4 protein-coding genes are annotated in these 23,367 nt (G+C 72.7%); all 4 read left to right on the top strand.

The annotated features are described in order from the left end of the window. Positions 1-219: 219 nt before the first annotated feature. The 4 genes from D0Z67_RS22520 (at position 220) to D0Z67_RS22535 (ending at position 23,364) form a co-directional block, all read left to right on the top strand. Positions 220-1,803, top strand: coding sequence for a class I adenylate-forming enzyme family protein (locus tag D0Z67_RS22520; protein WP_031183406.1), 1,584 nt, complete (start codon positions 220-222; stop codon positions 1,801-1,803). Between the two features lie 57 nt (positions 1,804-1,860). Next, positions 1,861-3,123, top strand: a complete 1,263-nt coding sequence (gene hemA / locus D0Z67_RS22525; RefSeq protein ID WP_031183405.1) for a 5-aminolevulinate synthase — start codon at positions 1,861-1,863, stop codon at positions 3,121-3,123. Continuing rightward, complete coding sequence (locus D0Z67_RS22530) at positions 3,120-4,673, top strand: long-chain-fatty-acid--CoA ligase (protein ID WP_031183404.1); 1,554 nt, start codon at positions 3,120-3,122, stop codon at positions 4,671-4,673. Before hemA ends, D0Z67_RS22530 begins: the two co-directional genes overlap by 4 nt. Positions 4,674-4,764: 91 nt before the next feature. Beyond that, positions 4,765-23,364, top strand: a complete 18,600-nt coding sequence (locus tag D0Z67_RS22535) for a type I polyketide synthase (RefSeq protein WP_131589693.1) — start codon at positions 4,765-4,767, stop codon at positions 23,362-23,364. The last annotated feature ends 3 nt before the right edge of the window (positions 23,365-23,367 follow it).

The following is a 23,367-nucleotide window of genomic DNA, read 5'->3' on the forward strand; positions in this document are numbered from 1 at the left end:
CTCCGTCCCCGGTCCCGGAGGTGCGGTCACCTCGCCGGGTGCGCCGGCGCCCCGAGAGGCCGCCCGGCCTGTGCCCCGAACGGCTACCCCGATCGGGATGCCTTCCGGCTCTCCGTTGTAGCCGGTCGAACGATCTACCGCCTCCTTCCCCGGCACGGTGAAGATTGAACGCCCGATCGGACGACGTCGTGACAGTTGGCAAGGTAAAAGGAAGGTCCCATGAGCCTGCCGCAGCATTGGTGGAGCGCAAGTCGGAGTTATGTCTCGGAGATCCTCTCGCTGTTCGCGGCCACGCCGGACCGGGATTTCGTTCATTGGCGCGGCAAGGCGTTCTCCGGTGGTGAAATGGTCCGGTCCGTCACGGACGCGTTCCTTGCGCTGCGCGACCGCGGAGTGGGCAAGGGGGATGTGGTGGCGATATTCGTCGCACCCAACAGCCCCGAGATGCTCACCGTGCGCTACGCGACCCATCTGCTCGGCGGCGCCGTGTGTTATCTGCGAACCACCAATCCGGGTACCAGGACGACGGTACTTCCGCTGGATCACCAGATGCAGATCCTGCGCGAGACCGATGCGGTGACCCTCTATGCCGACGAGGAGTGCTCGGAGCGCGCGACCGAGCTGGCCGAGGCCGGTGGGCTTCCTCTGACGCGCGTTCAGGACGGGGGGCGCGGGGAGGCCGGCCCGGCCGAGGGCATGGTTGCCCCGGAGCTCGCGTCATGGGATCCGCAGGCGCTGGCCTTCATCGGCTTCACGAGTGGCAGCACCGGCCGGCCCAAGGGCATCCGGCTGTCGGGCCGCGCGTGGGAAGCCACGGTGCGCGCGTGGATGGATGTCGGTCGTGAATACGACTGTGCGTCGATCCTGGTGACGACCCCGCTGAGTCACGGCGTCGCCGCGATGGTGGACGCGGTCTTCGCGCTGGACGGAGCGCTCCATCTCCATGAGAGCTTCGATGCCGAGAAGTTCGTCGACGCCGTCTCCGCCGAGAAGCAGATCTCGTGGACGTTCATGGCGACGAACCACGTGTTCCAGGTCATGGACCATCTGGCCGGGCGCGGAATTCGTGACACTGCCGATCTGGAAGCCGCGGGCCTTTCCTCGCTGAAGCGGATCGTCTATGGCGGCAGCCCTGCGGCACCCGCGCGCATCGCACAGGCTTTTCAGCTGTTCGGCCCTGCCATGGCGCAGGGTTACGCCACGAGTGAGAGCGGCCGGATCACGATCCTGACTCCTCTGGAGCACGGCGACCCGGAACTCGCGGCCACGGTCGGCCGGCCCTTTCCCGAGGTGGAGGTCGCCGTCTGCAACTCCAGTACCGGCGCGCAGTTGGCGCCGGGGGAGATCGGCGAGGTCCGTGTCCGCTCGCCTCAGATGATGGACGGCTACAACCGCAACCCGGAACTGACCGCACAGGTCATTCGGGACGGCTGGTATTTCACCGGTGATATCGGGCGCCTCGATGAGCGGGGCTATCTGACTCTCCTGGGGCGGGTGGCCCACGTCATCAAGGTCGGCGGCGTCAAGGTGCATCCCATCGTTCTCGAGGCGGAGATCCTCTCCCACCCCGGAGTTCTGCACGCGGCCGTCTACGGCGTGCAGGACGAGGACGGAAGCGATCACATCCACGCCGCCGTCGAATGCGACCCGGCCGCGGTGGTCGACGTGGAGGACATCCGTACTCGGATCGCCGAGAGGCTCTCTCCGATTCACGTGCCCGAGAAAGTACACGTCCTGAGCGCTCTGCCGATGAACAGCAACGGCAAGCCCGACAAGGTGCTTCTGAAGTCCCAGTATTCCTAGACCGTGCAACCTTCGGTTCGCAGTTCAATTCGACCACTACGTCGAGAAGGCGAGTGCATGAACGTTCACCTGGCATCATATCTGAGCGGTACCACCGCAGGCGATCTCGCTGGAAGCAAGCGGGAGTTCCTGGAGATCGGCCGGCGTTCCGGTGATTACCCCATGGCCACTGCGCGGCGCGACGGGGTGGATTCGGAAGTAAGCGTCTGGTGCAGCAACGACTATCTGGGCATGGGTCAGAACAGCCAGGCCATCGCCGCCATGCACGCCGCGATAGACACCCATGGTGTGGGCTCGGGAGGTTCCCGGAACATCGGCGGGACCAACCACTACCACGTCCTTCTCGAAAATGAGCTGGCGGATCTGCACGGCAAGGAGTCCGCTCTCCTCTTCACCTCGGGATACACCGCCAACGAGGGCTCCCTCAGCGTGCTGGCGGGGCTGCCCGAGGACACCGTCGTGTTCTCCGACGCGAAGAACCACGCCTCGATCATCGACGGCCTCCGGCACAGCGGCGCGAAGAAGCACATCTTCAGGCACAACGACGTCGCCCACCTGGAAGAACTGATCGCGGCTGCTCCCGCCGACTGCCCGAAGCTCATCGTCGTGGAATCGGTCTATTCCATGTCGGGCAACGTCGCGCCGCTCGCCGAGATCGCCGACATCGCGGACAAGTACGGTGCCACCACCTTCATCGACGAGGTCCACGCGGTCGGCATGTACGGACCGCAGGGCGCCGGAATCGCCGCGCGGGAAGGCATCGCCGACCGGTTCACGGTCGTGATGGGCACCTTGGCGAAGGGGTACGGGACGGTCGGCGGCTACATCGCGGGCCCGGCGGCCCTCGTGGACGCGGTGCGGACCTACTCGCGCTCGTTCGTCTTCACCACCTCCCCGCCGCCGGCGGTCGCGGCTGCCGCGCTGGCGTCGGTCCAGTACCTGCGGTCCTCCGAGACCGAGCGGGAGGCCCTCGCGTCGAACACGCGACTGCTGCACAGCCTTCTGATCGAGGCCGACATCCCGTTCGTCTCGACGGACTCCCACATCGTCGCGGCCTTCGTCGGTGAGGACGAACTGTGCAAGCGGGCGTCCCGGCTGCTGTTCGAGCAGCACGGGATCTACGTCCAGTCCATCAACGCCCCCAGCGTGCCCGCGGGCGAGGAGATCCTGCGGATCGCTCCGTCCGCCGTGCACGAGCAGAAGGATGTCGAGACCTTCGCCGACGCCCTGCACGGGATCTGGAAGGAACTGGAGATCCCGACCGCGAGTGCACGGGAGTGGGCCACGTCCGCTCTCCGCGGCGCCCGCACCGCCGGATGACCATGTCTGTCGCGGGCGTACTCGCCGGCGCGGCGGCGCGGCGACCCGACCACCCGGCCGTGATCCAGGGCTCCGAGCGTGTCACCTATGGGTGGCTGTGGGACCAGGCACGTCGCTACGCCGCCGTACTGCGGGCCGGCGGGGTACGGCCGGGAGACGCGGTCGCCGTGCTCCTGGCCGACACCCCACGGTTCCCCGTCGTGTACTTCGGCGTGCTGGCGGCCGGCGCCGTCGTGGTCCCGCTGAACGTCATGTCGACCCCCTCGGAGATCGGTCAGGTGCTGACCGATGCCGACGCCCGTCTCCTGGTGTGCGACGCCTCCCTGCTCGCCCGGGCGAGGGAGGCGTCGGAGCCGCTCGGCACGGTGCTCCTCACCGTCGGGCCGGGCCCCGGGGGCACGGTCGACCTGGAGAGCGCGGCACAGGACACGGCGCCCATCGACGACGCCGCGGTGCGCGAAGCCGACGACGTCGCGGTCGTGTTCTACACGTCCGGCACGACGGGTGAGCCGAAGGGGGTGATGCTCACTCACCGGAACATCCTGCACAACGTCGAGAGGATGGTCGCCACTCCGTACATGTTCCGCAGTGACGACGTGTTGCTCGGCTGCCTGCCGCTGTCCCACGGCTTCGGTCAGATCTGCGGCATGCTGACCGGCTTCCGCGCCGGTATCTCGATCGTCCTGATGCCGAGGTTCTCCGGGCCGGAGGCGCTCGCGCTGATGACGGAACACCGGTGCACGGTGTTCATGGGCGTACCGACCATGTACGTCAAGCTGCTCGACGCGGTGGCGCGGGGTGAGCAGGCCCCTCGGCTCGACCGCGTGTACAGCGGGGGATCGGCGCTCCCGGTGAAGACCCTCGAAGAGGTCCGGAGCACGTTCGGATGTCCTGTGTACGAGGGCTACGGGATGACCGAGACCTCGTGCAGCGTGGCTTATCACTATCCGGGCGTGACGTTCCGCCCCGGAACGGTCGGTGTTCCCATCACCGGCGTCACGGTCGGTATAGCCCGGCCGAACACCGACGGGATCGATCTCCTGCCGGCCGGCGAGGTGGGCGAGATCGTGGTGCGCGGTCCGAACGTCATGGCCGGATATCTCGGTCGCCCGGACATCACCGCCGAGGTCCTGACCGACGGCTGGTTCCTCACCGGTGATCTCGGGATGCTGGACGGAGACGGTTACCTCTCGGTCGTGGGCCGGAAGAAGGACCTGATTCTCCGCGGTGGCTACAACGTCCATCCGCGCGAGATCGAGGAGATTCTCGGCGGGCATCCGGCCGTCGCGCAGGTGGCGGTCATCGGTGTCCCGCACCCGGAACTCGGTGAAGAGGTCTGGGCGGTCGTCGTGCCCGCCCGGCCGGAGGAAGTCACCGCCGGAACGGATGCCGAGATCATCGAATGGGGCAGACAGCGCCTTTCCGCTTACAAATACCCACGGCGCGTCGAGTTCACCGACGCCCTCCCGTTGGGGTCCAGCGGAAAAGTCCTCAAACGGGTGCTGGTCGCGTCCTACGAGACGGCCGGCGCGTCATTGCAGACGAAATAGCAGCACATCGGCACAGCACCCGCGGCACGGCTGCGGGTGCTGTGCCCCTGCTCAGGAATCGTACGGATCAATAGGTAGGGCGTACTCGACCATGGTGGAATTCCAAGCTGACACGTCGATATCGGCCGAGGCGATCGCCGTCGTCGGTATGTCCTGCCGACTGCCGCACGCGGAGAACCCCGCGCAACTGTGGCGGCTGCTGCGCGAGGGCCGCAGTGCGATCGGCGCGCCCCCGGCCGGGCGCCCCGGACTGCCCTCCCGGCCGGGAGGCTATCTGGAGGACGTGAGCGGCTTCGACGCGGGCTTCTTCGGCGTCAGCCCGCGCGAGGCGGCGTCGATGGACCCGCAGCAGCGGCTGATGCTCGAGCTGGCCTGGGAGGCGCTGGAGGACGCCAGGATCGTCCCGTCCGCGCTCGCCGACAGCCCGACCGGTGTCTTCGTCGGTGTCATCGCCGACGACTACGCCGCGCTCACGCGTCAGCAAGGGGACGACGCCGTCACCCGCCACACCCTGACCGGTCTCAACCGTGGTGTCATCGCCAACCGGATCTCCTACACCCTGGGTCTGCACGGACCGAGCGCGGCCGTGGACACCGGCCAGTCCTCCTCACTGGTCGCCGTGCACCTGGCGGCCGAGAGCCTGCGCCGCGGCGAGTCCACCATGGCCCTGGCCGGCGGGGTCAGCCTCAACCTGGTGCCGGACAGCACCACCAGCGCCGAGCGGCTCGGCGCCCTGTCACCGGACGGCCTCAGCTTCACGTTCGACGCGAGGGCGAACGGATACGTACGCGGTGAGGGTGGCGCGTTCGTCCTGCTCAAGCCACTGCGCGCCGCCGTGGCGGACGGAGACCCGGTCTACTGCGTGCTGCGCGGCAGCGCGATGAACAACGACGGGACCACCGAGGGCCTCACCGCGCCCAGTTCGGCCGGCCAGCAGGAGGTCCTGCGGCAGGCGTACCGGCGGGCCGGCGTGGCCGCCGAGCAGGTCCAGTACGTCGAACTGCACGGCACGGGCACCAGAGTGGGCGACCCGATCGAGGCGTCGGCTCTGGGCGCGGTACTCGGCGACGGCCGCGCGGAAGAAGCCGCACTGCGGGTCGGATCGGTCAAGACGAACGTCGGGCACCTGGAGGGTGCCGCCGGCATCGTCGGCCTGCTGAAGGCGGCGCTCTGCATCCGTCACCGCGAGCTCGTGCCGAGCCTCAATTTCGAGACCCCGAACCCCGACATCCCCTTCGACACGCTGAAGCTGGCCGTGCAGCGCGGCGTGGAGGCGTGGCCGCGGCCGGACGAACCGCTCTACGGGGGTGTCAGCTCGTTCGGCGTGGGCGGTACGAACTGCCACGTCGTGCTCTCGGACTGGCGCACCGGGCCTGCGGAGGATGCGCCTGCCGCCGCGTCCGGCACGGGTGTGGTGCCGTGGGTGCTGTCGGGCAGGTCGGCCGAAGCCGTGGCCGGCCAGGCCGGGCGGCTCGTGTCGTACCTGGAGGAGCGGCCGGAGCTGGACGCCGCGGCGGTGGGCCGCTCGCTCGCGACGTCGCGTGCCCGCTTCGACCACCGTGCGGTGGTCGTGGGGCAGACCCCCGACGAACTGCTGGCGGGTGTGCGGGCGTTGGCCGAGGGCCTGCCCGCGGCCGGTGTGGTGACGGGCCGTGCGGTGCCGGGAGGCCCCGGCAGGACGGTGTTCGTGTTTCCGGGTCAGGGGTCGCAGTGGCGGGGTATGGCGGTGGGGCTGGTGGAGGTGTCGCCGGTGTTCGCTGCTCGTCTGGGGGAGTGTGAGCGGGCGTTGGTGCCGTTCACGGGGTGGTCTTTGCTGGATGTGTTGCGGGGTGTGGAGGGTGCGCCTGGTCTGGATCGGGTGGATGTGGTGCAGCCGGCGTTGTGGGCGGTGATGGTGTCGTTGGCGGCGTTGTGGCGTTCGGTGGGTGTGGAGCCGGATGCGGTGGTGGGGCATTCGCAGGGTGAGATCGCGGCTGCGGTGGTGTCGGGGGCGTTGTCGCTGGAGGACGCGGCGAAGGTCGTGGCGTTGCGCAGTCGGGCGATCGTGCGGCTGGCGGGTTCGGGTGGGATGGTGTCGGTGGCCTTGCCCGCGGGTGAGGTGGGTGAGCTCGTCGCGCGGAGGGACGGCGCGATCGACATCGCCGCGCACAACGGCCCGCGGAGCACGGTCGTCTCCGGCGACCCGGAGGCCCTGGCCGACCTCGTCGAGCGCGGTGCGGCCGAGGGGTACCGTGCCCGCACCATCAAGGTCGACTACGCCTCCCACTCCGCCCACGTCGACCTGCTGAGGGACGAGCTGCGGGAACTGCTGGCCGATGTCACGCCGCGTGCGGGTGACATCCCGTTCTTCTCCACCGTCACCGGGCAGCAGCTGGACGGCACGGAGCTCGACGGCTCGTACTGGTTCAGCAACCTGCGCCGGACCGTCCGGCTGGAGGAAGCCACCCGCGCTCTGCTCGACGAGGGGCATCACGTCTTCATCGAGGTCAGCACCCACCCGGTGCTCACCTCGGCCCTCAGTGACACGGCCGAGGAGGCCGGAGCCGGCGCCGTCGTCGTCGGATCGCTGCGCCGCGACGACGGGGGGCAGGACCGTTTCCTGACCTCGGTCGCGGAGGCGCACGCCAACGGCGTGGAGGTCGACTGGGAGCGTCTGCTGCCGGGTCCGGGTCTGGTGGATCTGCCCACGTACGCCTTCCAGCGTGAGGACTACTGGCTGGACGGCCCGGCGGCCGGGCCGGCCCCGGTCCGGACCGCCGTGGCACGGCGGAGCGGCCGGAAGAGGTCCGCGCCGCGCGGCGACGTCCTGGAGCTGGTGCGTGCGCACGCGGCGGCGGTGCTCGGCCACGGCTCGGCCCGAGACGTCGACATCGACACGACCTTCAAGGACCTCGGCTTCGACTCCGTCTCGTCCGTCGAGCTCCGGGACGCGCTGAACAGGGCCACCGGGCTGTCGCTGCCCACCGGCCTCCTCTTCGACCACCCGACCCCGGCCGTACTCGCCGCACACCTCGGCGCTCAGCTCCCGGACCTGGCCGAGGACCCGGACGGGGAGCTGTACGAGGACCTGTACGAAGACCAGGAGCAGGGCCTGGACGACGACGCCTGCGAGGCCGTGGCGGTCGACGAGCCGATCGCGATCGTGGGCATGGCGTGCCGGCTGCCGGGCGGGGTCGCCTCCCCCGCGGACCTGTGGAAGCTGGTCAGCGACGAGGTCGACGCGATCGGCACATTCCCGGCCAATCGGGGCTGGGACCTCGACGCGCTCTTCACCGACGATCCGGACAGCTCCGGCACGACCTATGCCACCCAGGGCGGCTTCCTGCACGACGCGGACCGGTTCGACGCCGAGTTCTTCGGCATCAGCCCCCGGGAGGCGGCGGCGATGGAGCCCCAGCAGCGGCTGCTGCTGGAGACGGCCTGGGAGGCCCTGGAGCAGGCGGGCATCGACCCCGCCGCGCTGCGCGGCAGCCGAACCGGTGTGTACGTGGGCGCCACGGCGCAGGAGTACGGACCGAGGCTGCACGAGCCCTCCGGCGGACACGACGGCTACCTGCTGACGGGCAACACCGCCAGTGTGGCCTCGGGCCGGCTGGCCTACACCTTCGGTCTTGAAGGCCCGGCAGTGACGGTCGACACCGCCTGCTCGTCCTCACTCGTCGCACTCCACCTCGCCGCGCGGTCGCTGCGCCAGGGCGAGTCCTCCATGGCGCTCGCCGGCGGTGTGTCCGTCATGGCCACGCCCGGCATGTTCGTGGAGTTCTCCCGGCAGCGCGGGCTGTCGCCGGACGGGCGGTGCAAGGCGTTCTCGTCGTCGGCGGACGGTACCGGCTGGGCCGAGGGCGTGGGCCTGCTGGTACTGGAGCGGTTGTCGGACGCGGAACGCAACGGGCACCGGGTGCTCGCGGTGATCCGTGGTTCCGCCGTGAACCAGGACGGGGCGAGCAACGGCCTGGCGGCCCCGAACGGGCCCGCGCAGGAGGGGGTCATCCGGGCCGCGCTGGCCGACGCCCGCCTGTCCGCGTCCGAAGTGGACGCGGTGGAGGCGCACGGCACGGGCACCAGGCTCGGCGACCCGATCGAGGCGCAGGCGCTCCTGGCCACCTACGGCCAGGACCGCGAGGAGCCGCTCCGCCTCGGCTCGCTGAAGTCGAACGTCGGTCACACGCAGGCCGCGGCGGGTGTCGCGGGCGTGATCAAGATGGTCATGGCCATGCGGCACGGGGTGCTCCCGGCGACGCTGCACGTGGACGAGGCGACCCCGCACGTCGACTGGTCGGCCGGCGCGGTGGAGCTTCTGACGCGGGCCGAGCGGTGGCCGGAGCGCGGTCGCCCGCGCCGGGCAGCCGTCTCGTCGTTCGGAATCAGCGGTACCAACGCACACCTCATCGTCGAGCAGGTGACGGAGACCGAAGCCCCGCCTGCGGAGCCGTCGGTGCCGGGACCGGTGCCGTGGGTGGTGTCGGGCAGGTCGCGGGCCGCTCTGTCGGAGCAGGCGCAGCGGCTGGTGTCGTTCCTGGAGGAACGGCCGGAGCTGGACGCCGCAGCAGTGGGCCGTGCGCTTGCCGTGTCACGTGCCCGATTCGCCCACCGCGCGGTGGTCGTGGGGGAGACCCGCGAGGAACTCCTCGGTGCCCTGAGGGCGTTGACTCCGGGTGAGACCGCGTCGGCGGGCCCGGTGGCGTTCCTGTTCTCGGGGCAGGGCAGTCAGCGGGTGGGCATGGGCCGTGAGCTGTACGCGGCGGAGCCGGTGTTCGCGGCCGCGTTCGACGAGGTCGCGGAGGCGCTGGACGTCCACCTGGACCGTTCGCTCGCCGAAGTGATCGAGGGCGAGCCGGAGCTGCTTCGGCGGACCCTCTACACCCAGCCGGCGTTGTTCGCGCTGGAGGTGGCCCTGTTCCGTCTGCTGACCCGTTACGGGGTGACCCCGGACTACCTGGTGGGTCATTCGGTGGGCGAGCTGGCGGCGGCCCATGTGGCGGGTGTGCTGTCGCTCCAGGACGCCGCGCGTCTGGTGTGCGCGCGGGCGCGTCTGATGGAGGGTGTCGCCGAGGGCGGGGCGATGGCCGCCCTGAACGCGGGGGAGGCGCGCGTCGCCGGGTGGCTGGAGGGCCGCTCCGGGGTGGAGGTGGCCGGGGTCAACAGCCCTGCCGCCACCGTGATCTCCGGTGACGAGCCGGCCGTGCTCGACGTCCTGGAGCTGGCGCGCGGGGAGGGCGTGCGGGCCACACGGCTGAAGGTGAGCCACGCCTTCCACTCCGCGCACCTGGACGGCATGCTGGCGGAGCTCACCGAGATCGCCCGGACCCTGACCCATTCGGCTCCCCGGATCCCGGTCGTCTCGAATGTCACCGGTGAGGTGGTCGAGGAGTTCACTCCCGAGTACTGGGCCGTGCAGGCCCGTTCGGCGGTCCGTTTCGCCGACGGCGTCGCCACGCTGGCCGGTCTCGGCGTGACGGCGTTCGTGGAGCTGGGCCCCGACGGGACACTGTCGGCTCTGACGGGCGAGTGCCTGGACGGCGCCGAGGGCGTCGTCACGGTTCCGGTGCTGCGCAAGGACCGCCCCGAGAAGCGTTCCCTGCTCACCGCCCTGGGCGCTGTGCACGCAAACGGCGCGGGTGTGGATTGGGAGCGCTTCCTGCCGGGCTCCGGTGTGGCGGAGCTGCCGACGTACGCCTTCCAGCGTGAACGCTTCTGGCTGGACGCGCCGCGCTACGGTGACGCGGCGGGTCTGGGTCTGACGGCTGTGGATCACCCGCTGCTGGCTGCGGTGATCACGGAGCCGGACGGTGACGCCGTCCAGTTCTCGGCTTCGGTCTCGTCGTCCTCGCACCCGTGGCTGGCCGATCACGCGATCGGGGGGACGGTCCTCGTGCCGGGGACGGTCTTCCTGGAGCTCGCGGGCGCCGCGGCCGAACAGCTGGGATACGCCGGCGTCGAGGAGCTCACCCTCCAGGCCCCCCTGGCTCTCCCGGGCACGACGGGTGCTCAGCTGCGGCTGACCGTCGACCGGGCCGACGTGCGCGGCGACCGCCGGTTCACCGTGTACGCACGGATCGGTGAGGAGCAGTGGACCGCCCACGCGGCCGGCCTGCTCACCTCCGCCGTCCCCTCACCGGGTGTCTCCCTGGAGACATGGCCCCCGGCAGGCGCCACGCCCGTCCCGCTCGACGGCGTCTACGACCGCCTCGGCGACCTGGGCTACGGCTACGGGCCGGCCTTCCAGGGGCTGCGTGCCGCCTGGCGCGCCGGTGACGACCTGTTCGCCGAGGCCGTCCTGCCCGAGCAGCTCCACCCGGGAGCCGCGCGCTTCGGGGTGCACCCCGCCCTGCTCGACGCGGTCCTGCACCCGCTCGTGCTGGAGGCCGCGGCCTCGGCGCAGGACGACACCACGATCCGACTGCCGTTCTCGTTCGCGGGCTTCGCGGCGCACGCGGTCGGCGCCACGGTGGTGCGTGTCCACTGGACCCGGACCGGCCAGGACACGGCCCGTCTCGCTCTCGCCGACGGTGCCGGCGCTCCGGTGGCGACCATCGAGTCGGTCACCCTGCGGCCGGTCGCCCGCGACCGGATCGTCGTCGCCGGCCCGGCCGCGGAGTCCCTGTACCGGGTGGCCTGGGAGCCCGTCCCGGCGCCCGAGCCGGTCGCCGGACGGCAGTGGGTCCGGCTGGGCGAGGCGCCCTACGCCGATCTCGCCGCCCTCGGCGCCGCGCTCGACGCCGGATCCGATGTGCCGGAGTTCGTGGTGATCGGCGAGCGGGAACTCGTCCACGACGGCATCGGTGACGTACTCGACCGGACCCACTCCACCGCCTCGCGTGGGCTGGAGACGGTACAGGAGTGGCTGACCGCCCCGCGCTTCGCGGACAGCCGCCTCGTGCTCGTCGTCCCGGACGGCGCGTTGCACACGGCCCCGCTCGTGGGCCTGATCCGTACCGCGCAGACCGAGCAGCCCGGCCGGCTGGTCCTCGCCCACGTCGACGAGGGCGGGGCGGAACTGCTGCCCACCGTGCTGGCGTCGGGTGAGCCCGAGGTGGCGGTGCGGGGCGGCGCGCTGTTCGTGCCGCGCCTGACGCGTGCCGAGGGCGTCGCGGCGGGGGTGGCGGAGGGTCTCGACCCGGAGGGCACGGTCCTGGTGACCGGTGCTCTGGGCACGCTGGGCCGGCTGGTGACGCGCCACCTGGTGACGCGTCACGGTGCCCGGCACCTGCTGCTGGTGTCGCGTCGCGGGGATGGGACGCCGGGGGCCGCCGAGTTCGTGGCGGAGCTGGCGGAGGCGGGCGCGCAGGCGCGCGTGGCGGCCTGTGACGTGTCGGACCTCGGCGCGCTGGCCGGACTGCTGGACGAGGTCGCGGCCGAGCGTCCGCTGACCGCCGTGGTGCACACGGCGGGTGTCCTGGACGACACGACGGTCGCCTCGCTGTCGGCCGGTCAGCTGGAGCGCGTGATGCGTCCGAAGGTGGACGCGGCCTGGAACCTCCACCGCCTCACTGAGTCCCACGGCCTCGCCTCGTTCGTGATGTTCTCGTCCATCGCGGGTCTCATGGGTAACGCCGGCCAGGCCAACTACGCCGCCGCGAACACGTTCCTCGACGCCCTCGCACAGCACCGCCGCGCCCGGAACCTGCCCGCCACCTCCCTCGCGTGGAGCCTGTGGGACAGCGCCGACGGCATGGCCGCTACCCTCGCCGACGCCGATGTCGCGCGGTGGAAGCGGAGCGGGATCGTCCCGCTGACCCCGGAACTGGGCCTCGACCTCTTCGACGCGGCGCTCGCCTCGGCGGAGCCGCTGCTCGTCCCCGCCGAACTCGACCTGCGCGCCCTGCGGGCCCGTGCGGTCGAGAACACGCTTCCCGAGCTGTTCACCGGCCTGGTCCGCGTCCGCCGCCGGCAGGCGGCCACCGCCGGCGCAGGCTCGTCCTGGGCCGGGCGGCTGAACGCGCTGGGCGCGGAGGAGCGGGCCCAGGCCGTGCTCCGGACCGTACGGGAGACCGTGGGGCTGGTCCTCGGGCACGGGGCCGACGCCGGCATCGACCCGGTCAAGGCGTTCATGGACATCGGCTTCGACTCCCTCACGGGTGTCGAACTGCGCAACCGGCTCGGCGCGGTGACCGGGCTGCGACTGCCCACCACGCTCGTGTTCGACCACCCGTCGCCCCGGGCGGTGGCGGACTTCCTGCTGGACCGGCTCGACGCGACCGGGACGGCCGTCGTCCCGTCGGTGGCCGCCCACGCCCGGGGAACGGACGAGCCGATCGCCGTGGTCGGTATGGGATGCCGCTATCCGGGCGGAGTCTCCTCGCCGGAGGACCTGTGGCGGCTCGTCGCGGAGGGCCGGGACGCGATCGGCGAGTTCCCGGCCGACCGAGGATGGGACGTGGAGAGCCTCTACGACCCGGACCCCGACAAGACCGGCACGTCGTACACCCGCAAGGGCGGATTCCTCTACGGATCCGCCGACTTCGACGCCGAGTTCTTCGGCCTGAGTCCGCGTGAGGCGGTCGCGACCGACCCGCAGCAGCGGGTGCTGCTGGAGGTCGCCTGGGAGGCGCTGGAGCGTGCGGGAGTCGACCCCGCCTCGCTGCGCGGCTCCTCGACCGGGGTCTACGCGGGTGTGATGTACAACGACTACGGGTCGCGGCTGGGACGTGCGCCGGAGGGCTTCGAGGGGCATCTGCTGACGGGCACGATCTCCAGTGTCCTGTCGGGCCGGGTGGCCTACACGTTCGGCCTGGAAGGTCCGGCGGTGACGCTGGACACGGCGTGTTCGTCCTCCCTGGTGGCGGTGCACCTGGCCGCCCAGGCGCTGCGCCAGGGCGAGTGCGCGATGGCACTCGCCGGCGGCGTCACCGTGATGTCCACGCCGACGACCTTCGTCGAGTTCTCGCGTCAGCGCGGTCTGTCGCCGGACGGGACCTGCAAGTCGTTCGCGGCGTCGGCGGACGGTACGGGCTGGGGCGAGGGCGCGGGCATGCTCGTGCTGGAGCGGCTGTCGGACGCCCAGCGGCTCGGGCACACCGTGCTGGGAGTGATCCGGGGTTCCGCGGTCAACCAGGACGGTGCGAGCAACGGCCTCACCGCCCCCAACGGGCCCTCGCAGGAACGCGTCATCCGCCAGGCCCTCGCCAACGCCCGTCTCGCTCCGCACGAGGTGGACGCGGTCGAGGCGCACGGCACCGGCACCCGGCTCGGTGACCCGATCGAGGCCAACGCGCTGCTCGCCACCTACGGCCAGGAACGCGAGGAGCCCCTGCGGCTGGGTTCGGTCAAGTCGAACATCGGTCACACGCAGGCCGCCGCGGGTGTCGCGGGCATCATCAAGATGCTGATGGCGATGCGCCACGGGGAGCTCGCGCCGACGCTGCACGTGGACGAGCCCACACCCCACGTCGACTGGTCGGCGGGTGCGGTGGAGCTGGTCACCGAGCGCCGGCCGTGGCCGGAGGTGGCGCGTCCGCGCCGCGCGGCCGTGTCCTCGTTCGGTATCAGCGGTACGAACGCCCATGTGGTCCTGGAGCAGGGCCCCGAGCCCGCCGCGGCCGCCGAGCCGGTGGTGGCGGGGCTTCCGCTGGTGGTCTCGGCGAGGAGCGAGGCGGCCCTGGCGGCACGCGCCGGCCAGGTGCGTGAGCTGATGGCCCCGGAGACCGTCGACCCGGCCCGGGTGGCCTCGGCTCTCGCCACCCGGGCCCCGCACCTCCCCTTCCGGGCGGCGGTCTCCGGCGCCGGACGCGACGAACTGCTCGCCGGTCTCGACGCGCTGGCCTCGGGCGGGCCCGCGCCGAACCTGGTGCGGGGCACCGTCACCGGTCCGGACAGGACGGTGTTCGTGTTTCCGGGTCAGGGGTCGCAGTGGCGGGGTATGGCGGTGGGGCTGGTGGAGGTGTCGCCGGTGTTCGCTGCTCGTCTGGGGGAGTGTGAGCGGGCGTTGGTGCCGTTCACGGGGTGGTCTTTGCTGGATGTGTTGCGGGGTGTGGAGGGTGCGCCTGGTCTGGATCGGGTGGATGTGGTGCAGCCGGCGTTGTGGGCGGTGATGGTGTCGTTGGCGGCGTTGTGGCGTTCGGTGGGTGTGGAGCCGGATGCGGTGGTGGGGCATTCGCAGGGTGAGATCGCGGCTGCGGTGGTGTCGGGGGCGTTGTCGCTGGAGGATGCGGCGAAGGTCGTGGCGTTGCGCAGTCGGGCGATCGTGCGGCTGGCGGGTTCGGGTGGGATGGTGTCGGTGGCCTTGCCCGCGGGTGAGGTGGGTGAGCTCGTCGCGCGGTGGGACGGCGCGATCGACATCGCCGCGCACAACGGCCCGCGTTCCGTGGTGGTCGCCGGAGAGGTGACCGCCCTGGAGGAGCTGGTCGCCCACTGCAAGGCCAACGGCCTGCGCGCCAAGCGCATCCCGGTCGACTACGCCTCCCACTCCGCACACGTGGACAGCGTGCGGGACGAGCTGCTCGACGCTCTGTCCTCGCTCACGCCGCGAGCCGTCGACGTGCCCTTCCTCTCGACCGTCACCGGGCAGCCGCTGGACGGCACGGAGCTCGACGGCTCGTACTGGTTCAGCAACCTGCGCCGGACCGTCCGGCTGGAGGAGGCCACCCGGACCCTGCTCGCACAGGGCCACCGCGTGTTCATCGAGGCCAGCGCCCACCCGGTGCTGACCGTCGCGCTCCAGGAGACGATCGACGACACGCCGTACGACAGTGCCGTCACCGTGCCCTCGCTCCACCGCGACGAGGGCGGGATCGACGACTTCCTCGCCTCCGCCGCGCAGGCCCACGTCTTCGGCGCCCCGGTCGACTGGACCGCGGTCGTCGGCGGGCCCGGCGCGGTCGTCGACCTGCCGACCTACCCCTTCCAGCGCCGGCGCCACTGGCTGGAGGGCCCGGCGTCCGCCGGGGACGCGGGCGGGCTCGGCATGGCCGCCGAGCGGCACCCGCTCATCGGCGCCGCGCTCTGGACGGCCGACCAGGACAAACTGGTCCTCAGCGGCAGGATCTCCCTGAGCACGCAGCCCTGGCTCGCGGACCACGCCGTGGCCGGCACCGTGCTGCTCCCCGGTACCGCCTTCGTGGACCTCGCCGTCCGGGCGGGTGACCACACCGGCCTCGACGAGCTCGACGAGCTGACTCTCCAGGCCCCCCTGGTGCTGGCCGGCCGCGGCGGAGTCCAGCTCCAGGTCGTGGTCGACGCCCCGGACGAGGAGGGCCGGCGCGCGCTGTCCGTGCACTCCCGCCCGGAGCCCGAGCCCGACGCCGCCGCCGTCCAGCCGTGGACCCTGCACGCCACCGGCGTACTGGGCCACGCGAAGGAAGGTCCGGCCGTACAGGCCGGCACGCCGTGGCCCCCGGCCGGCGCCGAACCGGTCGACCTGACGGCGGCCTACGACACGCTCGCCGAGCGGGGCTTCCAGTACGGGCCCGCCTTCCAGGGCCTGCGGGCGCTGTGGCGCGCCGGCCGGGAGATGTTCGCCGAGGTCGCGCTGCCGGAGGGCGTCGCTCCGGGCGAGTTCGGGATCCACCCGGCCCTCCTCGACGCCGCCCTGCACCCGCTGGCGCTCGCGGAGAACGGCCGTCTGGCGCTGCCGTTCTCCTGGACCGGCGTCCGGCTGTACGCGGTGGACGCCGGCGTGGTGCGCGTACGGATCACCCCGGAGGGCTCGGGCGCCGCTCTCTCCCTCACGGACGCGAGCGGTGCGCCGGTCGCGTCGGTGAGGACGCTCGGCCTGCGGGCCGTGGACCCCGCGCGGATCGCCGGCTCGGGCGCGCCCCGCCGGCCGCTGCTCCAGGTGGAGTGGACGACCGCCCCGGAGGCCGCCCCGGCCACCGGGTGGGCCGTCGTCGGCGCCTCCGGTCCCGGTCTGCCGGCCCCTCTGGGCAGCTACCCGGACCTCGCCGGCACGGTCGGTGCCCCGCCGCTCGTGCTGGTCCCGTTCTCCGGTGAGGACGGCCCCGGCGCCGTGGCCCACCGGGCTCTGCGGCTGGCCCAGGAGTGGCTCGCCGAGGAGCGGTTCGCCGACTCGCGCCTAATCTTCGTGACCCGCGACGCGACCACCGCCCGTACGGAGTCCGGACTCGGCTCCGCTCCCGTCTGGGGGCTGGTGCGGACCGCCATGGCCGAGCACCCCGGCCGGTTCGGGCTGCTGGACCTGACGGACCGGGACGTCTCCGAGGTCGAGCTCGGCCGCGCGCTGGCCGTACCGGACGCGCAGGTGAGCCTGCGCGACGGGGCGCTGCTCGTACCCCGGCTGGTCACCTCGCCCACGGCCGGCGACGACACCGTGCCCGCCCTGGACCCCGCGGGCACCGTGCTCGTCACGGGCGCCACCGGCACCCTGGGCCGGCTGTTCGCCCGCCACCTCGTCACCGCCCACGGCGTACGGCACCTGCTGCTGGTGAGCCGCCGTGGCCGGGACGCGGCAGGCATGCCGGAGCTGGAGGCCGAACTCGCCGCCCACGGAGCCGCGGTGTCCGTGGTCGCCTGCGACACCGCCGACCGCACGGCGGTCGCCGCGCTGCTGGACGCGATCCCCTCGGAGCACCCGCTCACCGCAGTCCTGCACACTGCCGGTGTCCTCGACGACGGCACACTGCACGCCCTCACTGCCCGGCAGCTCGACGACGTACTGCGTCCCAAGGTCGACGCCGCCCGGCACCTGCACGAGCTGACGGCCGGCCTGGACCTGGACGCGTTCGTCCTGTTCTCCTCGCTCGCCGGTACGGTCGGCACGGCGGGGCAGGCCAACTACGCCGCGGCCAACACCTACCTGGACGCCCTGGCGCACCACCGTCAGGCCCTCGGCCTGCCCGGTACGTCGCTGGCCTGGGGTCTGTGGGCCGAGGGCAGCGGGATGACCGGTCACCTGACCGACGCCGACCTCGCCCGCATGGCCCGGGGCGGCATCGCCCCACTCGGCAGCGAACAGGGGCTCGCGCTGTTCGACGCGGCCCTCGCGACCCGCCGCCCGGTGCTCGTCCCGGCGCTGCTCGACCACACCGGACTGCGGGCCCGGCGCGAGGACGGCACCCTGCCCGCGATCTTCGACGGCCTGGTGCGCCCGGCGCGGCGCACCGCCGCCGGCGGGCGGGCGGGCGGGAACTCCCTCCGGGAACGCCTGGCGCCCCTGGCCCCCCAGGACCAGGACCGCGCGGTGCTGGAGCTGGTCCGCGGCGTGGTGGCCTCCGTGCTGGGGCACACCGACGCCGGCCAGGTCGCGCCCGACCGGGCCTTCAACGAGCTGGGCTTCGACTCGCTCAAGGCGGTGGAACTGCGCAACCGGCTGAACGCGGCCACAGGTCTGAAGCTGCCCGCGACGCTGGTGTTCGACCACCCGAGTACGGGCGAACTGGCCGTATACCTGCGGACCGAGCTGCTCGGGCGGGCCGCCGCACAGGCCGAGGCCGAACCGGCCGTCGGCGCCTCCGACGAGCCGATCGCGATCGTCGCGATGGCCTGCCGCTATCCGGGCGAGGTCAGCTCGCCGGAGGACCTGTGGGCGCTGCTGTCCGACGAGCGGGACGCCATCGGCCCGTTCCCGGACGACCGCGGCTGGGACCTGGACGGCCTGTACGACGCGGACCCCGACCACACGGGCACCTCGTACACCCGGCACGGCGGATTCCTCTACGACGCACCGCAGTTCGACCCCGAGTTCTTCGGGGTGAGCGCCCGTGAGGCCGCCGCCATCGACCCGCAGCAGCGTCTGCTGCTGGAGATCTGCTGGGAGGCATTCGAACGCGCCGGCATCGACCCGGCCTCGCTCAAGGGCAGCCGGACCGGGGTGTTCGCCGGTGTCATGGCCAACGACTACGCGGCACGCCTGAAGGACGCTCCCGAGGCACTGGAGGGGTATCTGGCGGTCGGCAGCACGGTCAGTGTCGCCTCCGGCCGGGTCGCCTACACCTTCGGCCTCCAGGGACCGGCGATCACCGTCGACACCGCCTGCTCCTCCTCCCTCGTCTCCCTCCACCTCGCCGCGCAGGCGCTGCGCAACGGTGAGTGCCGGCTGGCCCTGGCCGGCGGGGTGACCGTCCTCGCCGCGCCCACCCTGTTCGTGGAGTTCAGCAGGCAGCGCGGCCTGGCACCGGACGGCCGGTGCAAGTCCTTCTCCGCCCGTGCGGACGGCGCGGCCTGGGCCGAAGGCGCCGGAATCCTCCTGCTGGAACGGCTCTCCGACGCCCGGCGCAACGGCCGCCGGGTCCTCGGCGTGATCCGGGGAACCGCCGTCAACCAGGACGGTGCGAGCAACGGCCTCACCGCACCCAACGGCTCCTCGCAGGAGCGGGTGATCCGCCAGGCCCTGACCAGCGCGGGCCTGACCACCGCGGACGTCGACGCACTGGAGGCCCACGGCACCGGCACCACGCTGGGCGACCCGATCGAGGCCCGCGCCGTACTCGCCACGTACGGGCAGGAGCGTACGGCGCCCCTCCTGATGGGCTCCCTGAAATCCAACATCGGACACTCCCAGGCCGCCGCCGGCGTGGCCGGGGTCATCAAGATGGTCATGGCGATGGAGCACGGGGTGCTCCCCAGGAGCCTCCACATCGACGAGCCCAGCCCGCACGTGGACTGGTCCGCCGGGGCGGTCGAACTGCTCACCGAGACGGTGCCGTGGCCCGAGTCCGGCCGGTCGCGCCGGGCAGGCGTGTCCTCCTTCGGCATCAGCGGTACCAACGCCCACGTCATCGTGGAGCAGCCGCCGGCCGAGGGGGCAGCCCCGCCCGCCGCACCGATGCCGGTCGTGCCCCTGCTGCTGTCCGCGCACAACGACGCGGCTCTGCTCGCGCAGGCGGACCGGGTGGGCGCTGCCCTCGCCGGCGCCGCGCGTGGTGGAGACCTGGCGTCGGCGGGCCGGACCCTGGCTCTCGGACGGGCCGGACTGCCGCATCGCGCCGTCGTGGTGGCCTCCACCGCCACCGAAGCGGTCGACGGATGCGCGGCACCGGCCGTGCGGGGCACCCCCGTCGACGGCCGTACGGCCTTCCTCTTCACCGGCCAGGGCAGCCAGCGACTCGGCATGGGACGGGAGCTGTACACCGCCTACCCCGCCTACGCCGCAGCGCTGGACGCCGTGTGCGAGGCGCTCGACCCGTGGCTGGAGAAGCCGCTGCTCGACGTCCTCTTCGGCACGGACCCGGCGCCGCTGGACCGGACCGGCTTCACGCAGGCCGCCCTCTTCGCCACCGAGGTCGCGCTCTTCCGGCTCCTCGAAGGCTGGGGCGTGCGACCGGACTTCGTCGCCGGGCACTCCGTCGGTGAGCTGGCCGCCGCGCACGTCGCCGGCGTCCTCTCCCTGGCGGACGCGGCGCAGCTCGTCGCGGCCCGCGGCCGGCTGATGCAGGCGCTGCCCGGCGGCGGCGCGATGCTCGCCGTGGAGGCCGAGGAGCGGGAGGTGCTGCCGCTGCTCGCCGGGCGGGAGGACCTCCTGGACATCGCCGCCGTCAACGGCCCCACCTCCGTGGTGCTCTCGGGCGACGAGGAGGCCGTGGAGGCCGTCGGAGCCGAACTCTCCGCCCAGGGACGCAGGACCAAGCGGCTCCGCGTCAGCCACGCCTTCCACTCGCCGCACATGGACGCGATGCTGGACGAATTCCAGATGGTCGCGAAGGGGCTCACCTTCGCCGCGCCCGCCATCCCGGTCATCTCCACCCTGACGGGGCAGCTCGCCGACGCCGAGGAGCTGACCACGTACGAGTACTGGGTCCGGCACGCCCGCCGCCCCGTGCGCTTCCTGGACGCGGCCCGCGCCCTGGAGGCCGAAGGCGTACGGACCTTCCTCGAGCTCGGCCCGGACGGTGTGCTCAGCGCCATGGGTCAGGACTTCCTCGACGCGGGATCGCTCCTGGTCCCGGTGATGCGCGGTGGGCGCCCCGAGCCGCACACAGCCGTCACCGCCCTGGCCCACGCACACGTGCGGGGGGTGCCGGTGGACTGGCGCGCCCTGTTCGGCGAGGCCACGGGACCGGCGGCGGAGCTGCCGACCTACCCCTTCCAGCGCAGGCGCCACTGGCTCATGGAGGGGCCCGGCGGCGATGTCACCTCGGCCGGGCTCGACGCCGCACGGCATCCGCTGCTCGGGGCCGCGGTCCCGCTCGCCGACTCCGACGGTGTCCTGTTCACCGGCCGGATATCGGCCCGCAGCCACCCCTGGTTCGCCGACCACGCCGTCGCCGGCACCCTGCTGGTCCCCGGCACGGCCCTGGTCGAGCTCGCGCTCCACGCGGGCGCCGCAGTCGGCTGCGAGCGGCTGGAGGAACTCGCCCTCCAGGCGCCCCTGGTCCTCCCCGACGAGGGGGCGCTCCAGCTCCAGATCACCGTCGGCGGCCCCGACGGGGACGGCCGCAGGCCCGTCGCCGTCCACTCGCGCGGGGACCAGGAAGGCGACGTCTGGGACCGCCACGCCACCGGAACAGTGGTGGCCGCCGTACCCGGCACCCTGGGCCCCGACCTCGTCCAGTGGCCCCCGGCCGGCGCCGAACCCCAGCCGGTCGAGGACCTGTACGACCGCCTCGCCGACCGGGGCTACGGCTACGGACCGGCCTTCCAGGGCCTCCGGGCGGCATGGCGCTCGGGCGAGGACCTCTACGCCGAGGTTCATCTGCCCGTCGACCTCGATGAGGGATTCGCCCTGCACCCGGCCCTGTTCGACGCCGCGCTGCACGCACTGCTCCTGGAGGAGCCTGCCGCACTACGGCTGCCCTTCTCCTTCGGCGGCGTCCAGCTGACCGGGACCGCGACCGGCACCCTGCGGGTCAAGCTGTCACCCGGCGCGGACGGAACGGTCGCCGTCGCCGTGGCCGACGGGACGGGCGCGCCGGTCGCCGACGTGGCCTCGCTCGCCGTGCGGGCCCTGCCGGCAGGGACCTCGCCGACCCGCCCCTCGGAGCCGCTCGGGTACGCGGTGGAGCGGACCGCTGTGGAACTCGCCACCGGTGGTGACATGAGCCTCGCGGTCCTCGGCGGGACCACCCTCGGACTCGCCGCCCGGCACCACGCCGACCTCGCCGGCCTGGCGGCCGCGACGGCGGACGGCGCGCCCGTACCCGACGTGGTCGTCCTTCCGGTACGCCCGGCCACCCCGCAGGAGACCGGCCGGGTCACCGAGGAGACGCTGACGGTCCTGCGGCAGTGGCTCGCCACCGACCCGGCGGCCGGAGCGCGGCTCGCCGTGGTCAGCACCGGGGAACTGGCGCACAGCGCGCTCTCCGGGCTGATGCGGACCGCGGCGTCGGAACATCCGGGACGGTTCCAGCACGTGATCACGGACGGCCGCCCGGTCGGCGGCGACCTGCTCGCGGCGGCCCTGGCCGACCCTCGGCCGCAGATCGAACTGCGCGGAGGGCTGGCCTGCGTAACCCGGCTCGCCAAGGTCCCGAACCCGGCGCCGGACAACGGCGCCCGGTTCGACCCGGAGCACACGGTGCTGGTCACCGGGGGCACCGGCGCCCTCGGGGCCCAGGTCGCCCGGCACCTGGTCACCGCCCACGGCGCCCGTCGCCTGCTGCTCACCAGCCGGCGAGGCGGGGCGCGGAACCTGGTCGCCGAACTGACGGCGCTCGGCGCGGACGTACGCGTCGCGGCATGCGACGCGGCCGACCGCGACGCGCTGGCCGCGCTGCTCGCTTCGATCCCGGACGAGCACCCGCTCACCGCGGTCGTGCACGCGGCCGGAGTCGTGGAGGACGCCATGCTGGAGGCCACGACCCCGGATCGCCTCTCCCGGGTCCTGCGGCCGAAGGTGACAGCCGCCTGGAACCTGCACGAGCTGACCGCGGGGCTGGAGCTGACGCACTTCGTCCTCTTCTCGTCCGTCGCCGGTCTGGTGGGCAACGCCGGACAGGCCGGCTACGCCGCCGGCAACACCTTCCTGGACGCGCTCGCCGGACACCGGCGCGCCGAGGGCCTGCCCGCCGTGTCCCTCGCCTGGGGAATGTGGCAGGACGGCATGGCGAACGACCTCGACGGTGCCGACCGGGCCAGGCTCGCGCGCAACGGGATCCTGCCGATGCCGGCCGGCCGGGCGCTCGCCGCTCTCGACACGGCCCTGGCCGGAGCCGAGGCGCCACCGGTGCTCGCACCGGTGGCCCTCGACCTCGCGGCCCTGCGGAGCCTCGGCGACGCTCTGCCCGAGCTGTACCGGGGCCTGGTACGCACCGGCGCCCGCACCGGCCGGCGAGCCTCCGCCCCGGCGGAGATCCCCCTCGCGCAACGGCTCTCGGGCCTGGACGCGGAGGAGCAGCGGCAGCGGTTGCTCGACCTGGTCAGGGAGCAGGTCGGTATCGTGCTGGCCCACCCGGCCCCGCGGACGATCGACGTCCAGCGCGGACTGCTGGACCTGGGCTTCGACTCCCTGACCGTGGTCGAACTGCGCAACCGGCTGAACACCGTCACCGGAATGCGGTTGCCCAGCACGCTCGTCTTCGACCACCCGACCGTTCAGGCTCTCGCCGAACACCTGCGGGGCGAGCTGGCCGGCGAAGCGGCGGACCCGGTCCAGGCGGCCCTGGACGCCCTCGAGGCCGCGCTCTCGGCCGCCGGACCCTCCGACGGCGACGGCGACGGCCCGGCGGGAACGTACGCCACGCGACTGCGCGGTCTGCTCCGGACGGTGGACGGCGGCCCCGACGGCTCCGACGGCGCCGACATCGCCCTGGCGACCGACGACGAACTCTTCGCAGCACTTGACAACGAACTCGGCAGGTAGACA

The sequence above is a fragment of the Streptomyces seoulensis genome (assembly GCF_004328625.1).
GTDB lineage: Bacteria > Actinomycetota > Actinomycetes > Streptomycetales > Streptomycetaceae > Streptomyces > Streptomyces seoulensis.

Bases quoted from the DNA above. Each gene is read 5' to 3' on its own strand.
- D0Z67_RS22530 (WP_031183404.1), top strand. From the start codon at position 3,120: ATGACCATGTCTGTCGCGGGCGTACTCGCCGGCGCGGCGGCGCGGCGA.
- D0Z67_RS22535 (WP_131589693.1), top strand. From the start codon at position 4,765: ATGGTGGAATTCCAAGCTGACACGTCGATATCGGCCGAGGCGATCGCC.
- D0Z67_RS22520 (WP_031183406.1), top strand. From the start codon at position 220: ATGAGCCTGCCGCAGCATTGGTGGAGCGCAAGTCGGAGTTATGTCTCG.
- hemA (WP_031183405.1), top strand. From the start codon at position 1,861: ATGAACGTTCACCTGGCATCATATCTGAGCGGTACCACCGCAGGCGAT.